This is a genomic window from Parazoarcus communis (genome assembly GCF_003111645.1).
In the GTDB taxonomy this organism is placed as follows: domain Bacteria; phylum Pseudomonadota; class Gammaproteobacteria; order Burkholderiales; family Rhodocyclaceae; genus Parazoarcus; species Parazoarcus communis_A.
In genome coordinates, this window is sequence record NZ_CP022187.1 from 579211 (window position 1) to 597852 (window position 18642).

General features: G+C 60.8%; 19 protein-coding genes and 1 pseudogene. 3 read left to right on the forward strand and 17 right to left on the reverse strand.

Features of this window, described 5'->3' with window-relative positions:
- Window positions 1-74 precede the first annotated feature (74 nt).
- From CEW83_RS02795 to CEW83_RS02805, 3 genes are read right to left on the reverse strand one after another with little or no spacing between them, the layout of a single operon-like run.
- The gene (locus CEW83_RS02795) at window positions 75-839 is read right to left on the reverse strand and encodes an SDR family NAD(P)-dependent oxidoreductase (protein ID WP_108951155.1); all 765 of its coding nucleotides are present in this window, start codon (window positions 837-839) and stop codon (window positions 75-77) included.
- A 29-nt stretch (window positions 840-868) separates the two neighbouring features.
- Window positions 869-1870: a transketolase family protein gene (locus CEW83_RS02800; RefSeq protein ID WP_108947987.1), complete on the reverse strand. Its 1002-nt coding sequence runs from the start codon at window positions 1868-1870 to the stop codon at window positions 869-871.
- Window positions 1870-2721, reverse strand: a complete 852-nt coding sequence (locus tag CEW83_RS02805) for a transketolase (RefSeq protein WP_108947988.1) — start codon at window positions 2719-2721, stop codon at window positions 1870-1872. Before CEW83_RS02805 ends, CEW83_RS02800 begins: the two co-directional genes overlap by 1 nt.
- A gap of 207 nt (window positions 2722-2928) precedes the next feature.
- Between CEW83_RS02805 and gcvA the strand changes: the two genes are divergently transcribed.
- The gene (gcvA, locus tag CEW83_RS02810) at window positions 2929-3855 is read left to right on the forward strand and encodes a transcriptional regulator GcvA (protein WP_108947989.1); all 927 of its coding nucleotides are present in this window, start codon (window positions 2929-2931) and stop codon (window positions 3853-3855) included.
- 82 nt (window positions 3856-3937) lie between these two features.
- On the opposite strand, the gene CEW83_RS02815 is transcribed toward gcvA, so the two are convergent.
- Together CEW83_RS02815 and CEW83_RS02820 are read right to left on the reverse strand one after the other, a co-directional pair.
- Entirely contained in the window at window positions 3938-4273 is a 336-nt protein-coding gene (locus CEW83_RS02815; RefSeq protein ID WP_108947990.1) for a LysR substrate-binding domain-containing protein, read from the reverse strand.
- Window positions 4274-4276: 3 nt separating this feature from the next.
- A pseudogene (locus CEW83_RS02820) lies at window positions 4277-4955 on the reverse strand (integrase core domain-containing protein).
- Here CEW83_RS02820 and CEW83_RS20955 point away from each other — a divergent pair.
- Window positions 4954-5148, forward strand: a complete 195-nt coding sequence (locus CEW83_RS20955; RefSeq protein WP_159099367.1) for a hypothetical protein — start codon at window positions 4954-4956, stop codon at window positions 5146-5148. The pseudogene CEW83_RS02820 and the gene CEW83_RS20955 overlap by 2 nt on opposite strands.
- A gap of 1466 nt (window positions 5149-6614) precedes the next feature.
- On the opposite strand, the gene CEW83_RS02825 is transcribed toward CEW83_RS20955, so the two are convergent.
- The 8 genes from CEW83_RS02825 to CEW83_RS02860 all read right to left on the reverse strand — a co-directional run bounded on the left by CEW83_RS02825 (window position 6615) and on the right by CEW83_RS02860 (window position 13810).
- Window positions 6615-7160 carry a hemerythrin domain-containing protein gene (locus CEW83_RS02825; RefSeq protein ID WP_108947991.1) on the reverse strand — a complete coding sequence of 182 codons (546 nt, stop codon included), beginning with the start codon at window positions 7158-7160 and terminating at the stop codon, window positions 6615-6617.
- Window positions 7161-7225: 65 nt separating this feature from the next.
- Window positions 7226-8503 (reverse strand): TRAP transporter large permease, encoded by a 1278-nt coding sequence (locus CEW83_RS02830; protein WP_108947992.1) that lies wholly within the window; start codon window positions 8501-8503, stop codon window positions 7226-7228.
- Complete coding sequence (locus CEW83_RS02835; protein ID WP_108951156.1) at window positions 8500-8997, reverse strand: TRAP transporter small permease; 498 nt, start codon at window positions 8995-8997, stop codon at window positions 8500-8502. The genes CEW83_RS02830 and CEW83_RS02835 overlap by 4 nt, the downstream gene beginning before the upstream one ends.
- A 100-nt stretch (window positions 8998-9097) precedes the next feature.
- Entirely contained in the window at window positions 9098-10072 is a 975-nt protein-coding gene (locus tag CEW83_RS02840) for a TRAP transporter substrate-binding protein (RefSeq protein ID WP_108947993.1), read from the reverse strand.
- A 43-nt stretch (window positions 10073-10115) separates the two neighbouring features.
- Window positions 10116-10754: a maleylacetoacetate isomerase gene (gene maiA / locus CEW83_RS02845; RefSeq protein ID WP_108947994.1), complete on the reverse strand. Its 639-nt coding sequence runs from the start codon at window positions 10752-10754 to the stop codon at window positions 10116-10118.
- A 15-nt stretch (window positions 10755-10769) separates the two neighbouring features.
- Window positions 10770-11966 carry a 3-hydroxybenzoate 6-monooxygenase gene (locus CEW83_RS02850; protein ID WP_108947995.1) on the reverse strand — a complete coding sequence of 399 codons (1197 nt, stop codon included), beginning with the start codon at window positions 11964-11966 and terminating at the stop codon, window positions 10770-10772.
- Between the two features lie 62 nt (window positions 11967-12028).
- Window positions 12029-12739: a fumarylacetoacetate hydrolase family protein gene (locus tag CEW83_RS02855; RefSeq protein WP_108947996.1), complete on the reverse strand. Its 711-nt coding sequence runs from the start codon at window positions 12737-12739 to the stop codon at window positions 12029-12031.
- A 33-nt stretch (window positions 12740-12772) separates the two neighbouring features.
- The gene (locus CEW83_RS02860; protein ID WP_108947997.1) at window positions 12773-13810 is read right to left on the reverse strand and encodes a cupin domain-containing protein; all 1038 of its coding nucleotides are present in this window, start codon (window positions 13808-13810) and stop codon (window positions 12773-12775) included.
- A gap of 192 nt (window positions 13811-14002) precedes the next feature.
- On the opposite strand from CEW83_RS02860, the gene CEW83_RS02865 reads away from it, so the two are divergent.
- Entirely contained in the window at window positions 14003-14911 is a 909-nt protein-coding gene (locus tag CEW83_RS02865; protein ID WP_234418969.1) for a LysR family transcriptional regulator, read from the forward strand.
- A 439-nt stretch (window positions 14912-15350) separates the two neighbouring features.
- On the opposite strand, the gene CEW83_RS02870 is transcribed toward CEW83_RS02865, so the two are convergent.
- From CEW83_RS02870 to CEW83_RS20960, 4 genes are all read right to left on the reverse strand, one after another.
- Window positions 15351-15836, reverse strand: a complete 486-nt coding sequence (locus tag CEW83_RS02870; protein ID WP_108947999.1) for a hypothetical protein — start codon at window positions 15834-15836, stop codon at window positions 15351-15353.
- A 117-nt stretch (window positions 15837-15953) separates the two neighbouring features.
- Entirely contained in the window at window positions 15954-16361 is a 408-nt protein-coding gene (locus CEW83_RS02875) for a group II truncated hemoglobin (RefSeq protein WP_108948000.1), read from the reverse strand.
- Entirely contained in the window at window positions 16358-17494 is a 1137-nt protein-coding gene (locus CEW83_RS02880; RefSeq protein WP_108948001.1) for an NAD(P)/FAD-dependent oxidoreductase, read from the reverse strand. The genes CEW83_RS02875 and CEW83_RS02880 overlap by 4 nt, the downstream gene beginning before the upstream one ends.
- A 652-nt stretch (window positions 17495-18146) precedes the next feature.
- On the reverse strand, window positions 18147-18308 hold the full coding sequence (locus CEW83_RS20960) for a hypothetical protein (RefSeq protein ID WP_159099368.1): 162 nt from the start codon (window positions 18306-18308) through the stop codon (window positions 18147-18149).
- Window positions 18309-18642: the final 334 nt, after the last annotated feature.

Genomic DNA, 18642 nt, shown 5'->3' on the forward strand with positions numbered 1-18642 from the left:
GGCCCGTTGCTGATCCGTTGGGATCGGGTGGAGGCCCCGGAAGAGGATGGGCCGAGGCCTCCGGCTGAACAGCGTCAGCCGTGAATCAACATGCCGCCGTTTACATCGACGGTGATGCCGGTGCAGTACTTGGACAGATCGCTGGCGAGGAACACCACGCAACCGGCCACGTCGTTGGGCTCGCCGATGCATCCCAGCGGGATCGAATCGAGGATGGCGGCGCGCTTGTCCTCTGGGATCTTGCCCTTGTTGATGTCGGTGGCGATCAGGCCCGGGGTGATGCAATTGACGCGGATGTTGTCACCGCCGAACTCGCGTGCCATGGCCTTGGCCAAGCCGAGCACGCCGGCCTTGGCGGCCGAGTAGTGCGGGCCGCCGAGAATGCCGCCACCGCGCTGGGCGGATACCGACGAGATGCACACGATGGCGCCCGACTTCTGCTCGCGCATGGAGGGGATGGCCGCCTGCGACATGTATAGCGTGCCGCGCAGATTCACGTCGAGCACTGCGTCGTAGTTGGCGCCGGTGATGTCGAGCGTCTTGATCGGCTGGGTGATGCCGGCGTTGTTGAGCAGGACGTCGATGCGGCCCAGGCGCTTGAGCACCTCGCCGGCGGCGGCCACGCACGAAGCCTTGTCGGTCACGTCGGCTACCAGGCCGATGTGTTGCGGCCCCAGTTCGGCGGCGGCGGCGGCCGGGTCGGCCTGTTCGAGGTCGAGAATCGCGACGCGGGCGCCGTGGGCGGCCAGCATGCGGGCAGAGGCGTAGCCCAGGCCGTTGCGGCCGGCGCCACCGGTGACGATGGCGACCTTGTCTTGGAGAAGCAGCGGTTGAGTCATGGTGAGGTCCTTGGTTGGGGTCGGGGGCGTCAGGCCAGCCACATCTTGATGGTCTTGGCCATGGCTTCGGTCGAGATGCCGTATCGGTCGTGCAGGGTGGGCAGCGCGCCGGCGTCGAGGAAGGCGTCGGGCAGGGCGATCTGGCGGAACTGTGGGCTCACGCCTGCGGTCAGCAGCGCGGTGGCGACCGCCTCGCCCAGACCGCCAACGGAGGTGTGGTTCTCGGCCACGACCACCAGGCGGCCGGACCGGCTCGCCTCGGCCAAGATGGTGGCCGTGTCCAGCGGCTTGATGGTGGGCACATGCAGCACGGCCACGTCCACCTGGTCGGCGGCGAGCGCGGCAGCAACCTCGAGCGAGCGCATGGTCATGATGCCGGAGGCGATCAGCAACACATCGTTGCCGCCACGCAGCAGCTTGGCCTTGCCCAGCTCGAATTTGTAGTCGTATTCATCCAGCACCAGCGGCACGTTGCCGCGCAGCAGACGCATGTAAACCGGGCCGTTGTGGGCCGCGATGGCGGGCACTGCCTGTTCGATGTCGAGCGCATCGCAGGGATCGATCACCGTCATACCCGGAATGGCGCGCATCAGGGCGAGATCTTCCGCGGCCTGGTGGCTAGGGCCATAGCCAGTGGTCAGGCCCGGCAGCGCGCAGCACAGCTTGACGTTGAGGTTTTCTTCGGCGATCACCTGATGCACGAAGTCGAAGGCGCGCCGGGTGGCGAACACCGCGTAGGTGGTGGCGAAGGGCATGAAGCCTTCCTTCGCCATGCCGCCAGCGGCAGCCATCAGCAGCTGCTCGGCCATGCCCATCTGGAAGAAGCGCTCTGGATAGGCTTGCCCGAACAGATGCAGGTCGGTGTACTTCGCCAGATCGGCGGTCAGCCCGACGATCTCGGGGCGCTGCTCGGACAGTTCAACGAGGGCCTTGCCGAACGGTGCGGCAATCGTTCGCTGCCCTTCGGAAGCGATGGACGCAATCATCGCCGATGTAGTCAGTCGCGGTTTCTTGGCGGTGGAGGTACTCATCAGGCGGCTCCTTGGGCGCGGTCGAGGATGTCGATGGACTCTTGCCATTCGGGTGGATCGACGCGGATAAAGTGATTTTTCTCACGGGCTTCAAGAAAGGGCACCCCCTTGCCCATGAGCGTGTCGAAGAGGATGACGCGAGGCTTGGCTTCAGCCAGCGCACGTGCGGCATCGAAGGCGGCGATCACGGCCGGCAGATCGTTGCCGTCCACCCGCTGCACATGCCAGCCGAAGGACGCCCACTTGTCGGTCAGCGGCTCGAAGCCCATCACCTGACTGGAGGGGCCGTCGGCCTGCTGATTGTTGATGTCCACCAGACAGATCAGGTTGCCCAGACCGTGATGAGCAGCGCCCATGGCGGCCTCCCAAGTGGAGCCTTCGTCAAGTTCGCCGTCCGACATCGAGTTGTAGACGAAGGCCGGGTTGCCCTTGAGGCGCAACCCGAGGGCCATGCCTACGGCGATCGGCAGGCCTTGGCCGAGCGACCCACCGGAGATTTCCATGCCTGGCGTGTAGGTCGCCATGCCGGACATGGGCAAGCGACTGTCGTCGGAGCCGTAGGTGTCCAATTCGTCCTCGGGAATGATGCCTGCCTCAATCAGGGCCGCGTAGAAGGCGATGGCATAGTGACCGTGGGAGAGCAGGAACCGATCGCGTCCCTCCCACTTCGGATCCTCTGGGCGGAAACGCATGGCATGGCAATAAGCCACGGCGAGGACATCGGCGTAGCCGAGGGCCTGGCCAACGTATCCCTGTCCCTGCACTTCGCCCATGCGCAGCGCAAATCGGCGGACCCGGTACGCATGCTCGGTGAGCTTGGCCTCAAGGGCGGTGTTGCTGTGTGTGTTCATTCAATTCTCCTCATCCCCTAGCCGTCAGGTGTAGTTGGCGTCATGGCATGGATCGCGTTTTGCGAGATCGCTCTCGGTCGCCGGGACCAGGAATTCAGCCCTGCCTCCGACCACGCCGGTCAGTGATTACAGCTTACGGACTTGAAAAATCAGGCTCAAACGAATAAAAGAGGCAAATAGATGAATTGAATTTATGGATCCGTTGCGATGCACAATCGAATATCCCTCAAGGCCATACAGGCTTTTGAAGCCGCCGCGCGCTTCGAATCCTTCGCACTTGCTGCAGACGACCTGTTCGTAACACCGTCCGCGATCAGCCATCAGGTGAAGCTACTGGAGGAATTAGTTGGTGTGCGCCTGTTCCATCGGGTGCATCGGGCAGTAGTACTCACCGATGCCGGCAGACGGTACGCAGAGGAGATTTCGGCCGCTTTCGGGCACATCGATGCAGCAACCCGGAGCGTGGCGGAGGCGGAGAAGAGCGACATTCTCTCCATTCACTGCACGCCGAGCTTCGCCACTCAATGGTTGATGCCACGACTGGCGCGCTATAGCTCGTTGCAATCAGACGTGGATGTGCGGCTGAACGCGTCGGTGTCGCCGGTCGATCTAATGAAAGAGGAGTTTGACTTGGACATCCGGTACGGAATGCGGCAACTTCAGCCAGCGGGTACCCTGGTGCTGCCGTTACCGCCGGAGACCATTGTGCCCCTGTGCTCGCCCGCACTGATCACCGAGGATCGGCCGCTGCGTTCTGTGGAGGACCTGGAAAAATTCATGTTGATACATAGTGTTCGTTGTGTGGTGACTTGGCGCGATTGGATGCGGCAACATCGGAAAGTGAAGCTCGACATTTCGCGCGGGCTGCGTTTCGATCGTTCGTTCATGTCCATCAGCGCGGCAGTCGATGGACTTGGTGTCTGTTTAGACAGCCTGCTTCTTGTCGAACGGGAAATTGAGAGTGGGCGTCTTGTTGCGCCGTTCGGTCGCGAGGGTTTGCAGGTGCAAGCCTATACGTTCAATGTATTGAAATCGAAGGTCGATCTGCCAAAGATTCGGAGCTTTCAACATTGGCTTTTCAGCGAGCTCGCTGAACGTGACTCGACCACTCAGGCTCGGTTCATGCCGGTCTGACTTAACATGATTCAAATGTCAGGGGCCGACATTAGCGGTGTGGCATCGCCCGTTTCCATATCAGCCTGTTAGACGGTCACCGCTAGGATGCGTGTTCGTCAGGGGGCGGCCGATGGATTGAACTCGCGTTGATCCGTTTGTACTCGGCAACCGTCTCCAGAAAAGCGGCGAGAATGGGTGACTGGTCACCCTTTCGATAAATGCAGCTCAGATCGACGAAGAAACCGGGTGGGGTATCGTGCATCGGGAGATAGACAACCCCAGGAAACTGCAGGGTCGTGGCCGAAGTGGACACGAGGCATACACCGAACCCTCCCGCGGCAAGCGCCACCCCTGTGACGGCATCTCCCACCTCCTGTGAAACGAGCGGCTCGAAACCACTGTCCGCACACTGACCTGCCCCGATTCTTCGGACCACGAGTTACTTGAGACGAATGGCCTCATGGTCGTTGCCTGACTGGTTCTGAACGTACTGCGCCGGGGGCAGGTATCCCAGCGCAGAATGCGGTCGTACTTCGTTGTAATGACGGCGCCACTGCTCGATGACGACGCGCGCCTCAAGGCGGTTGCGAGAGTATTCCATGGATAGGCACTCGTCGCGGAACTTGCCGTTGAAGCTTTCGTCGGTGCCGTTTTGCCATGGCTTGCCCGGCTGCGACAGCGCCATCTGCAATCCCTCATCGGTCGCCCACTGGAGCAACCGCGTCGAGACGAACGCCGGGCCGTTGTCCGAGCGCAATGCTTTCGGCGCTCCGCGTTCGCTGATCAAGCGGCTCAAGACATCGAAGACGCGCTCCGAGCGGATGCTGCCCGCGACGTCGATCGCCAGCGCCTCGCCACCATTTTTTTGCCGTGATCTCCTTCATCACGTCGATCTCCAGATCCCGCTCGGCCAGCATCTTCTTGAGCCGCGCGTTCTCGGCCTCCAGCTGCCGCAGTCGCTTGACCTCGTTCGAGCTCATGGCGCCGAAGCGCTTGCGCCACGTGTAGATCGTCTGCTCGCTCACTCCGTGCTTGTTTGAGACATCCGCGACCGGCGTGCGGTCGGCCTCCCGCAGGATCTTGACCATCTGTTCATCTGTAAAACGGCTCTTGCGCATGACTTCCTCTTCTTCTTGGAAGCCATCCTCTCAAGTTTCAGCTGGCCCGAAAAGCCTGGAGCAGGTCACTCTGACGGAAGCCGTCAACCGCGGCGCCGTCATGAAAGTGCTGCTGAAACCTTGGGAGGATGAGGTTCTGCGTCGTCACGTGCAGGAAGCCTTTGAGTTTCAGTTGCGACAATTAAACGAATGAATGGCAGGGTGCGGAGGGGGAAGCCGAAGTTCAACGAGACGGAGGAGTCCTGAACTGGTTTGGGCTGTCTGCGGCGCAGGCTGCGTCCTCACTGCCATACGGACAGGCGCACGTCGCCGCCAAGTTCATGCGGATTTACACTGCCGCTAACACGGTCTATGCTTTTTTAGACGCACGGCATGGTTTGAAGCCTTTTTTCAAGGGGACCAGGGCAGTGATTCTGAGAGGGACTTTTCGATTCGATTTGCATGCACTCGTGAGGATCGGCTTATTGCTGATGTGCAGTGCCGTGCTCGCATCCTGCGCGATACAAAGACCGATGGGTCTGGCGGCACAGACGCCGCCGACGTGCGAAGAACTGGAAAACGCCTGTCGCTCGACCTGTTCCGGCCCCACGCGTTGCAATATCGATTGCGATGCGATCTGTATACAGGATGTCCACGCCACGCATTGCCAGTACGATAGCGGGGACCACAGCTGTCGTTACACGCCCTGCAACGACGGAACATGTGAAGACTCGGGTTCCACGCAACCCACTTACAGCGATTGCCTGGCGCATTGCGCAAACGCAAGTTCGTCGGGCCGGGCTCAGAGCGTGGTCCTGGACCTCGTGCTGTTGAATTGCGCTCATATAGGTGCGCCGAATTGTGGTGGCGGAGACCTTGAAGACCAACAAGGATGTCACTATGTGCCCGCAACCGGAGCATGTCATGCAGTCAGTTGTCCCAGTGACCAAGAACACTGCTCGGATGTCGGCTCCAGTCAGCCGAATGAAAATGCGTGTTTCGCACATTGCTCGGCCAATCCATGACCCTTGCGTCGCTGCTCGTGGGTGCGTGGTCCACGTCAAGGTCGGCTCATGGCCGGATGCTGCCGCAATTCTGATCTTAAGGAACGAGTTGGCTAGCTACGCAGACTGACTAGGACGAGGACGTACCCACGAGAATCTTCGCCAAGGATTGCAGGTGAGATCCTGCTGAAGCAAGCAACAACTCTGGTACAGAACACTGGTACAAATGGCTTTCGGTGTGTATACGTAAGCGTTTGTTTATATTCAGTTGTTGTCTTATTTGAGTGTCCCATTCTCTCCACTATTTTCCCTGGTAGCTGTGAAATCACCGGCATTTCAGGAGGTCAGGGGAAGCAGCACAGCCTGATGTACCACACGCAGTGACCACACGCAGTGACCACACGTCCCACCCGTCCTGGACTGGGCGGGGCCTGTCGTTTCTGGATCTCAGAAGCATCGTGGTGTGGTACGGAGGGAAACGATAGCTCGTCACGATTACCGAGGTTCGTATCTCTAGAGAGCAGCATGCAGGGGCCCGCCTCAAGTGCTGCGGGAAGCCCGAAAAAGATTCAGTTGGGAGCCGGACTCATGCAGTGATCTGCCCAGTGTCCTATGGGGCGGAACCGCTGGAACGGACAGTCGGGATGCAATGCGGGAGCACCGATAACCTCAGTGTTCAGATGTATGTCGTAGGCTTTCTGGGTGTGTGGCGCATGTGCAGCGACAGGCCCAGCGCGCCCAAGTGGCTCGCGTTGCGGCTGAGAATTGTCTGGGATAGCGGGAGTAGTTCGCGCTCTTCAAACTCGGCGTGAGCCCGATACTGGGTAACGAGGCGCTCGATCGCAGCCACATCAAGGTGGCTGTCCTGTCCCTTGGCGACGCGCTTGAGCTCGGGTTCGAGGCGCTTCCAGGTGGATTCCAGTTCGCGGTGTTCGCTGGTGAGTTGTTTCGCGAGGGCCTGGACGTGTCTGCGCTCGTCGCCCTCTTCGGCACTCTCCAAGACTGCCGGAAAAAGCTCCCGCTCCTCGTCCAGATGATGCTCGAAGATGGCTTCGCGAAAGAATTCCAGCGCACTGGCTGCGATCTCTCTCGCGCGCTTGGCGGGTTCCAGCAGCGCGGGGAGTTCGTTAAGCATCTCGAGCTTTCTCAGGATGCCCTCATGACAGTGGGAGAAATCCTCGAGTGGTTCGTTCTCTTTCTTTGTATCGGATGGCTTGGACATGATGGTTCCATTGAGTCTGATTGGAGGATGTATGCGGCGCCCGCTGTGGCGTGGGCGGATTCCATTCAGTTGCCGGCCGTCAGCGCCGGTAGCCAGGTTGAGATCTCGGGTACGGCTGCGATCAGGATCATTACGAGCATGACAATGGCAAGGAACGGGGCGGTCGCGCGAAACAACGGTCCCATGCGGATGTCCGCCTGGACGATGGCGATGTAAAGTCCCGGCCCAACCGGCGGGGTTACCAGACCGATCACCGTGGCCAGTGTGCACACCACGCCAAAGTGAATCGGGTCGATTCCAAGGCTGCTTACGACCGGCATCAGCAGCGGCACCACTACGATCAGCACGCTGATGCTTTCGAGGAACATGCCGAGGACAAGCATCATCGCGATGACCAGCAGCAGGAAGATGAAGGGCGAATCGGTGAGCCCCTTCATGTACTCCACCACCATATCCGGTACGCCCTGGAATGCCAGCACCCAGCTCAGCACCGAGGCTGCAGCGATCAGGCCGGTGATGGTGGCCGTGTTTGTGCCCACCTCAAGCAGGATTCTTCCGAGATCGCGTACATGTATTTCGCGATAGACGAGTCCGAGTGCCAGCGCGATGATTGAAGCGACCGCTCCGGATTCGGTCGGCGTCATTACGCCGGCCATGATCCCGCCGATTACGACCACCGGAATCACGGCGGGCACGAGTCCTTCAAGCAAGACCTTGAATGACGCTGAACGTCCGGTTCTCGTCCCGGAGGGCAGGCCGGGGCCGAATACGCCGTAGAGGAAGATCACCAGCGCAAGTGCGGAAACCAACAGGATGCCCGGTACGATGCCGGCGATGAACAGAGGCGCGATCGGCTGAACTGCGACCACGCCGTAGATGATCATCAGCATGGACGGGGGGATGATCGGCCCGAGCAGGCCGGCGGATACCGTCACCGCGCCCGAGAACGCACGGTCGTAACCCTTGCGCTCCATTGCCGGGATCATCACTTTGCTCATCACCCCGATTTGCGCGACGGCCGAGCCGAGGATTGACGCCGCCATTGCGTTGGTGAAAAGGTTGGCATATGCGAGCCCGCCCTTCAGTCCGCCAACCAGGACCTCGGCAACCGCGATCAGGCGCTGAGTAAGCCCTGCCTTGTTCATGATCTCGCCGACCAGCAGAAAGAGCGGAATCGCGAGCAGGCTGTTGATTTCCAGCGCGCCATAGAACTGGATAGGGATTGAGTCGTAGAGCACGGCCAGATCGCTGGTCGCCATGAACACGATGGCGCTGGCGAGGATGGTGCCGACGATGGGCAGGCCCGCAAAAAGCAGGATAAAGAACACGACCAAGGTGATCACTTTGCACCTCCGGCGAAGGCGCGCAGATCGCGCAGGATTGCGGCAAACTGGTGCCAGCTCATGATTGCGACGGCCAATGGCAGTACCGCGTAGTTGTACCAGCGTGGCAACTGCGTGGTTGCGCCCAGTTCGATGCGCACCTCGGGACGGCTGATCCATTCCCAGCCGAGCCAACTCATGAACACGAATAGCGCCAGCATCACCAAACCGAGTGCAGCGGCAAGGGCGTGTCGTGCCCGCGGCCGCAGCGCATTCGGTAGAAAATCGATTGTCACCAGCTGGTTGTGATGCACCAGCAAGGACAGACCGAAGAGGGTGGCGAAGACCAGCATCTGGACGGAGATCTCCTCAGCCCAGAAGATCGGTGCGCTGAAAAAGTAGCGCATCACGACCTGCAGCATCATGATCGCGGCGATTGCGCCTGTCAGGGTAATGACCAAGCCGCGCTCGATCACTGCCAAGCCCTTGTCGGCTTTTTGAATGGTTTCGTACATCAGGACGGACTCCTTGGTGCGACGTGACAAGGCCAGCGAGGCCCGATTAGGGCTGCCCGCTGTCCCGTCAGGACTTCTCTCGGTACCGTTGCAGGCGCGCTCAGAGGTCCTTGGCCTGTTTGTAGAAGTCCGCGATCAGCGGATTCTTTGCGATGTACGGGTCGCGCACCTTTCCGCCCACGGCTTGGAAGGATGCGATGTCGCCATCGATCACCTTCGCGCCATCGGCCTTTGCCTTCTCAAGATTGCTCGCATCCGCGTCGATCGCGGCCTTGAACCCCCATTGTTCGGCGTCGGTCACGACCTTGGTGATCATGTCGCGCTCGGCTTGTGTGCGACTATCCCACCACTTCTTGGAGACCACGATGACGGCCGGGAAGGCCATATGATTCGTGAGTGTCAGGTTGGGTGCCTGCTGATGGAATTTCAGTCCGACGAGCGCATCCAGATCCACGTCGACCGCGTCGAGCAGTTTGGTTGTCAGCGATGGCGCAACCTCGGACAGCGGCATCGCGGTCGGGGCGGCACCATTGGCGTTCCACCAATCGTTATAGACCGGGCTCGGGAATGAGCGGATCTTCTTGTTCCTGAGGTCTGCAGCCGACCGCACCGGATCCAGCGAAAGCACGTGACGCATGCCGGCGAACGCGTAGCCCAATCCAACCAGGCCGGTCTTGTCCAGCCGCTTGAGCATCTCTTTCGCGGCCGGCGTACTGGCGGCGCGCGTGGCGTGGGCGACATCCTTGAAGACGTAGGGCAGCGACCAGCCCAGGAAGGACTCTTCGCGATTGGCCAGGCCGCCCACGGTGAAGATGCCGAACTGCTGAGCGCCCGCCTGCATCAGGTTGATCATCTGTGCCTCGTTGCCGAGTTTCTGCAGAGGGCTGACCGCAACCTTCATCTTGCCGCCGGATGCGGTGGCAAGGTCGGTGGCGATCTTTTCCGCGACCTGGTTCCACACATGCGTCGGCGGCGTGATGTGGCCAAGTTTGAGTGATTGAGCTCCGGCGCCCAGTGCGGCAGTGGTTAGGGCGATGCCTGCGACAAGAGCACGTGCAAGTCTTGTGAATTTCATCTTTGTCTCCTCGGGGGGTACGGGATTTATATGAGTGTGTCTGTCATTGGGCGTCGGGTTGCACGGCTGGTGCAGCCCGGCGAAACGCTTCAAGTTCGCCGCACGCACGGTCGACCGCAAGAATGCTGGGGTAGGGGCTCAGATCGAGCTTGAAGCGGCGTGCGCTTTCGATCTGCGGCACCAGATACACGTCTGCGAGAGTCGGCGTGGTGCCAAAGCAAAATGCACCGCGTTGCTTGTCCGCTGCCAGCAGGGTTTCAAGTGCATCGAAGCCCGCTTGGATCCAGGTCTGGCACCACGTCTGCACTGCCGCCTCGTCGCAACCCAGCGTTTTCTTCAGATACTCAAGGATGCGGCGGTTGTTGATCGGGTGGATGTCACAGCCGACGATCGCTGCCAGCGCCCGCACTTGCGCCCGTGCGTTCGGATCTGCCGGCAGCAGCGCGGGGGTCGGGTAACGCTCCTCCAGCCACTCGATGATTGCCGGAGACTGGATCAGTGTCATCTCGCCCTCAACCAGCGCAGGCACCAGTGCCTGTGGATTCACCGTTTTGAACGCGGCCCCCAGATGTGCTTCGGTGCGAAGGTCGACGGGTACGTATTCGTACTCGATTCCTTTCAGGTTGAGGGCGATCCGCAGGCGGTGCGAGGTGCCACTGCGAAAGAAGTTGTACAGTTTCACGACGGTATCCTCGGTTCAGCTCTTCGCCAGGCAGTTGTCGACGTTCCATCCGTACAGCCACTCCATCGCATCGTAAAAGCGCTCCGGGCTGCGGCCCTTCCACAGGTCGTTGCGCACGAGGCGCTCGACGTCCTTGGCGTGGTAGATGCGCCCCATCTCCCGCGATGACAGCACGATGCGCGCGGTACGGGCGATACGGGAACGCTGGTAAAGATCGAAGGCCTTGGGGAAGTCGTTGTCCTTGACGCGCAGCGCCTCGCCAAGTGTCACGGCATCTTCCACCGCCATGCATGCACCCTGTGCCATGTACTGCGTCGTCGGATGCGCGGCGTCGCCAAGCAGGGTGACACGTCCATAGGTCCATTGTCCGATCGGTTCGCGGTCGGCAGTAGCCCAGCGCTTCCAGCTTTTGGGCAGGTCGATCAACTGGCGGGCTTTTGGACAGATGTCCTGGAAGTAGCTTTGCACCTCTTCCGGACTGCCTTCGGTGACGCCCCATTCTTCCTTGTTGCGGCTGTGAAAGGTGACGACGACGTTGTACTGCTCGCCGCCACGCAAGGGGTAATGCACCAGATGGCAGTTTGGTCCGACCCAGATGCTGGCTGCGTTCCACTGGAGGTCTTCCGGGAAGTCCTTGCGGTCGACGACCGCACGGTACACCACGTGACCGGTGACGCGAGCGGGGTCACTGACATACTGGGCACGTATCACCGACTTCACGCCGTCAGCACCAATCAATGCGATCCCGCGGTGCGCGACCCCGTTCTGGTCGAACACAGTGACGCAGTCCTCATCCTGCTCGACACGATCGACGCGTGTTGAGGTCAGGAACTCGACCTGGCCCGTCTCCTGCGCGCCTTCGAGCAGCGAAAGGTGCACGTCGACGCGGTGGATCACCGCATACGGGTTTCCAAAGCGCTTGCGGAAGGTTTCATCGGTCGGGATCCGACCAACAAGTGCGCCATCGACTGCGTCATGCATCACCATCTCGTCGGTAAAGACCGCGCGGCTGCGAGCCTTGTCGCCGATACCCAGCGCATCAAATGCGTGGAAGGCGTTGGGACCGAGCTGGATGCCGGCGCCGATCTCGCCGATCTCGGGTGCCTGCTCCAGCACCTTGACCGAAAACCCCTGACGTACCAGTGCGAGTGCTGCTGCCAGGCCACCGATGCCGCCGCCCGCGACGATCACGGGAAGTTGTTGATTCGTCATCCTTCTCTCCTCTCTCTTCTCGAATCGGGTTTCGGGCAGACCAGAGCCCGAGTCCCCGTGACTTACTCGGCTGCGCCGATGCTCAGTTCGATGTCGCCAACATGATCGATGTGACCGACAAGCCTGTCCCCGGACTTCACCGCACCGACACCCTCCGGGGTGCCGGTGTAGATCAGGTCTCCCGGCTGCAGGTGGTAGAACTTCGACAGGTCTGCGAGCAGCTCCGGGATGCTCCAGATGAGCTGCGTGAGGTCGGCGGTCTGCCGACGCTGGCCGTTAACATCGAGGGTGAGGGCGCCGCTTGAGAGCACACCGAGCTTGCCGATTGGCACGATCTCGCCACATACCGCGGAGAGCTCGAAGTCCTTCCCCAGATCCCATGGGCGTCCCTTTTCTCTGGCGACCAGTTGCAGGTCGCGGCGGGTCATGTCGAGGCCCGCGGCGTAGCCGTAGATTAGGCTGGATGCATCGGCTTCTGCGACGCGGAAGCCGGGAGCGCCGATGGCAACAACCAGTTCCATCTCATGGTGGTAGTTTGACGTGCCGGTCGGATAGGGCACGGTGGCGCCCGACTCGACCAGAGTCGACGCAGACTTCGTGAAATAGAAGGGCTGAGCATTTGCCTTGTCGACCGGCACGCCCATCTCCACAGCGTGTGCGTGGTAGTTGCGGCCGACGCAGAAGATGCGGTTGACCGGGTATCGCTCGGCGATGCCGCGTACCGGGAGTGACGGGACGGGGGGCGGGTTCCACAGGTAGCTGACTTGAGTCATTTCAGTGCTCGCTTTCTTTCGTTGGGATTGGAATCAGGTGCGAACTTCATACACACCGAGCTTCTTGTGCAGCGGTGTTTCGTCGGCGACGAAGATGAACGCGGGTTGTTCTGCGGATCGATTGGTCAGCACCACGGGCGTGTAGCCCGGTGCGCAGCAGGTGTCGGCTTCGGCGAGCGTGAATGCGCTGTCCTCGATGCTGATGTCGCTGCATCCCTCTATCTGGTGGAACACCATCGCGGGTGAGCGTGCGGGCAGGCGCAGCGTCTCGCCGGGTCGGAGCATCAGTGCCGAGTAGCCCAGGATGGCCTGGCAGTCGGCGCCGGTTTCCGGATTGACGTAAGCGACCTGTACGGCCTCCAGGTCGGGTTCGGCAGCGTTCATCGCGATCAGCGCGGCACGGACTTCAGCCCACGGATAGCGCAGCATGGGGAAGGACTTGCCTGAGCGGGCGAACACCGGTGATGGCACCACTCCGCCACGCTGGTAGGCGCGCTCCGTGGCCTCTGCAGTCACCGTCTGGGCTGTGCCTTCGGTGACGTAGGATGCCTCGACGTAATACACCAGCGGCAGATCAAGCACGTCCAGCCAAACCACTGGGTCTGTGCCATCGTGGCCGTGTTCGTGCCAGAGGCCGGTTGGCGTCAGTATCAGGTCGCCGCGGCTCATCGGGCACTTCTCGCCGTCGACCGTCGTATAGGCGCCGTCGCCCTCAACGATCATTCGTACCGCGTTCGGCGTGTGCTTGTGTGCCGGAGCCCATTCGTTCGGCAGCAAGAGTTGCATGCCGAGATAGATCGACGAGCTGGCCTGCATCTTTTCCAGGCCATGGCCGGGATTGGCGAGTACGAGTACCCGGCGCTCGGCTTTCTCGATCGGCGTCAGCTCGCCTGCCTCGATCAGCAGTGGGCGAAGGGCTTCGTAAGACCACTGAACCGGCTGCGTGCGACGGGCCGGTTTGCCCGGGGGCAGCACGGCGCGCAGGCTGGGCCAAAGCGGAACCAGGTTCTGTGCGGTGAGGGCCGCTCGGTAGGCCTCAGGCAAATCGTCAAGTGTTCCAAGTTCCTGCATTTCGTTCGTTCCTCCATCGGGGAAGGGGGCCGGATCAGTGCTGGATGCTTCGTTCCGGCAGCTGGGCAATGGCTGGTTTGCTGCGATGGGTGGAATTTATCGACGCATAAGTATTCCGTCCATGCAATGCGCGGAATACAATCAAGTCAAATTTCGAATAATGGGGGTGCGGTGACGACACCAGAGTTGCGGTTGCTGTCGGTATTCGATGCGGTCTACAAAACGCGTAGCGTGAGCCGCGCCGCTGATGTTCTGGACCTTGGCCAACCTGCAGTCAGCATTGCGCTGGGCAAGTTGCGTGAGCACTATGCAGATCCGCTGTTTGTGCGCACCTCGACCGGCATGGAGCCGACGCCGCTTGCGGAGGAACTCGTTCAGCCTGTTCGGACGGCACTCAATGCCCTTGATGAAGCGCTTGGCCACCGCCACGTGTTCGATCCGGCCATGTCCGACCGAAGCTTCCGAATCTGCATGACCGACATCACGCACCTGGTTTTGCTTCCCAGGTTATGGCAGCGCCTGCGCGCGACGGCGCCGGGGATCGGGATCGAGATCTCTTCGCTTTCTCCAGACACGGGGCGACTGCTTGAAGCCGGTGATGCCGACCTGGCGGTCGGCTTTATCCCAGCCCTCGAAGCGGGTTTCTATCAACAGGCACTGTTTCGCCAGCAGTATGTATGCCTCGCGAGCGCCGACCACCCGCGTATCCAGGGGGGACTCAGCCTGGCGCAGTTCGAAGCCGAGGGGCATGCGGTTTTCAGCACTTCCGGCACCGGTCACCAAGTCATCGACCAGGAAATGGCCCGCCAAGGCATTCAGCGCCGGATTGTCCTCAAGATCCCCAATTTTCTCGGGGCAGCCTTTGTTGTCGAGCGGACCGACTTGCTGATGACCATCCCTCGTCGGCTTGGCGAGCTTCTTCGTGGTCGTGGTGAGTTCAGCATTTTTCCGATCCCGTTCACGCTACCCGCGTTCACAGTCAAGCAGCACTGGCATGCGCGCTTTCACAATGACCCGGGGAACCGCTGGCTTCGCGGACAGATCGCCGAATTGATGTCAGAGATCAAGGGGCCGCAAGCGGGACCTGGCCTGACGGAGTGATTTTTCGGTCTGAGGATCGGCGCCTTCAGTCTGCTCAATATGTAAAACAGATGACCGCTGAACCCATTGGATTCTGCGACTGGCAAGCTGTCTCACTGAAGGGGCGGGGGGAATCAACCAGGAGCCGCGTTGATTCCCCCTTATCCCACTTGTGATCTCTTTCAGGCTGGCGGCCGTGCGCTCGGAACTGGGCGTCACTGAAAGCCTGTGCCGATATCCACTTCGCTACAGCGGTGAGGACGGCCAATCAAATCCGCGCTTTGCCGTAAGGTTTGGCCGCAACACAACTGATGCGCGTGGTCGTTGGCATGCGGAAGGCACTGGCCATGCTGAGCGCGACGCTACTTCACACACTGTCCATTGTTGACCGAAATTCGTCGTTCCGTTCGAGGCGCGCAAACAAGTTGCGCCCTGCGGCATCAACTGCTTCGAACGCTTATTACTCTTCGTGTGTGAGGCCCAGTGCTTCGCGCAAGGTCTCGGCTGTCGCGGCGTAGTTCACTGCGACGATTCGGTTGTTTTCCAGTCCGATCAAGGTCACCACATCTTCCCGCCGCGGGAAATCCGACAACAGCGCTTCATCCAGCACCACGCCCACCGTGAACGGCTGCTCGCGCAGTGACGGCAGTGCGAAAGTGCGGGTGATGAGGCCGGGCATCCTGCTCATGTCGGCCAGGTAGACGGCATGGCGGGTGGCCAGGAAACCTTTGGGCTGTTGGCCGAGGACCTCCATTGCGATGTTCGACGCCTTGCGGCCGGAGGCGAACAGCACCAATCGGGTAGCTGCGGCGATGCCCCAGGGCTGGTCGTGCTGATCTTTTGCGACCAGCGGTGGCATCGCTTGACCAACCGCTAGCGGCTCGGCCCATGAGATCAGGGGCAAGGTCAGTGCGCACGCGATAAGGAGGTGCTTGAAGTTCATCATTGTGGTGTTCTGACTGAGGCGTTGGCGTTTCTGCAGGCGCTGGGACGCGTCCCTTGTGAGTTTGCCGCGGCGCGCTGCTTACGCAAAATGAGTTGTCCGGTGCAGGTCGCCAGCTGTTCATCCGCTGTCACCATCAGTGTTGATGAGGTGATCTGCCATTTGGGCGAAGACATGGATCAGACCGTCGCGCATCTCGGCGTCGGCCACCTGCTCGGTAAGTGCTTCCGTCATGCAGAGCATCCACTCGTCGCGCATGCGCTGGTCCACCACATAGGGCGCGTGGCGCATGCGCAAACGCGGATGGCCTTTTTGGGCGATGTAGAGGGCGGGACCGCCGAACCAGCCCGACAGGAATTCGAACAGACTTTGGGTGCTGCCAGCGAGGCTTTCCGGGTGAATCTTGCGCACTGCATAGGCTTCGGGGAGCGTGTCCATGAGCTCATAGAAGCGGGTCACCAAGCGGTGCAAGGCGGGCGCGCCACCAAGCGCTTCGTAGGGGGTGAGTGTGCTTGGAGGTGTAGTCATCGATATTTCTTCAGGTAGGTGCTTTCGAAGAGCCTTTTGATCCAGTGAAACAGGCGCGTCGGCGGCAGGATGATCTGGCGCTGAGCATTACGAAACACCAGCGTGCCGTGGTCTATCGCATCGATGATGCAGATCAGCTCAATCTTGAAGGTGTCGCTGGGCGTACCGCCGCGCAAACCTGTCAGCAGATTCTCTGCTGCGGCTGCAGCCTGCAGGTCGGCCATGTGGGCCTGCCTGGGCATCCAGTCCGGGCCGGGGAAGCTGCCAGAGTCGCCGACAACATACACATGCTCGGTCCCGGCGACCCGACACTGCGCATCCGCTTGCAACAGGCCGCCCGGAGAGCGCGCCAGTTCGGTCTGATCGAACCACGCGTTTCCGGTCATGCCGGGCATGAACAGGATGAGATCGGCGGGGAATGAACCACCTTCGGTCAGCACGCGCTTGGCCTCGAACCCCTTCATCTTGTGGCCCAAGTGGGTGCGGATATCGCGCCGCTTCATCTCGGCGAGCAGGTGCTTGACCGCCTTCGGGCCGAGCCGGTTGCCTGGCTCGCTGGATGGGTTGAAGAACACCAGTTCGAATTTGTCGCGCCGGCGTTCGCGCCGGAGTTGTTCGTCAATGCCGAACAGAAATTCGAACATCGGGCCACCGCGCACCGCAGTGGGCTCGTTCGGGTTGCCGGCGAAGCCTACGGCAATGGTTCCTTCCTGCAGTGCCTGCAGGCGATCACGAATCTTCTCCGCGGCCGCAATGCCTTCACAGGGGGTGATGGCGTGTTCGATCCCGGGCAGCTTCTTGATGAACCGCCCGCCGCTGGCGATCACCAGTGCGTCGTTCGGGATTTCACCAACGGTGGTGTCCACCAGACGCCCGCCATTACGCAAGCCGGTCACCTCGGCCGCCATGTGGCGAACGTTCATGCGCTGGAAAAAATTATTGAGGGGCACGATCAGCTGCTCGCGTGTTCGCAGGCCACTGGGGATCCAGATGATGCCGGGCAGGTAGTGCAGCTCGGCTCTGGGGGCGATCAAGGTGATTTCTGCCTCGCGGTCGCGCTTGCGGATTTCGCGAACGCTCGAAAGCGCGCCAAAACCGGCACCGATGATGGTGATTCTGAATGGACTTGTCATGTATTCGGGCCTTGGGAGTTCAGCACGCTTGAGATACGCCGCGCACGGCTGTCAGAAGCGCCGGGTTGCATGTCGGCTGTTGGGTGCGTCGGTCAGGGTGGATCTCGGTGAAGTGCATATCCGGTTCTTGCCTTCTGACCTGTGTCCTGCGCACCCGTGTGCAGGCGAGGTAGCGCCGTGCTGATATGCGCGCAGAGAGCGGCAAAGGTCGGGGCGATGACCAAGGGCCGAATCCTTCAGCGTTGAAAGCTGCTTATCCACGCGAGCCATTCCTGGCAATAGAGCCATTGATCCAACCACTACCCACGCTGGGCTCAAACCAGTCTGGATACAGAGCAATCATGTCCATGTACTTGCTTCCCTGGATGTAGCGCCTGCGGGGGAATGCCCGTCAGGCGGACTATCCCTCCTTAAACAAGAAACATGCCAATGAGCCGATGGTTAATGAGGTGATAAGAATCAATAATTTAAGACTTATCCGCCGCCACTGAGATCTACGGGCTCTACAAATTGCGCCACTATGGCAGATGGCGCTGCCATGAATGGCAGGGCAGAACTGAGTCGAGCGGCTTGATCTGCGGGCGCACCCGCCCGACGTTTGCTGCCAGATCGATGCCGGACCTGAGCAAGTGCAAACCCGGTCAGCACACGATCACGGCAGGGGCGTGCTGCGGGTCGGCGCGTGGATGGTCAGCGATGACGATTCGGCGCCGCCGCTCCATGAGAGCATGCTGGCTTCGGTGATATGGAGGTTGGGGTCGTCGTGTCTGCGACAGTCGGCCTTGGACGCCGCGTTGCGGCTGTCTTCACCCATTCGGTATGTACGGTTTGCCGGGCTCAAGAAAAACGCGCCGACGAGTTGGCACTGGGGGCGATGCGTTGAGAAGGGCAAGGTAGCTGCCGGGTCAGCCAGGTGCGACATCGGCGATTCGTGTGCATCGACGATACCGCTCAAGCAGGTTGGCTCGGGTTGAAGATGGTTGTGCAGGTGAAGTCACTGAACTTACGAGGCACTCTGCCAGCGCGAGAGGTTTGGCGACTGCTCGACCCGGCAGCCGCCGCCGCCCGCCGGGAATCAACAGCCTCGCTGCTTCCTTGAAGAGGATCAGCCCAGGGTGGTGTCGAGCACCATCATCAAGGCAAGGCCG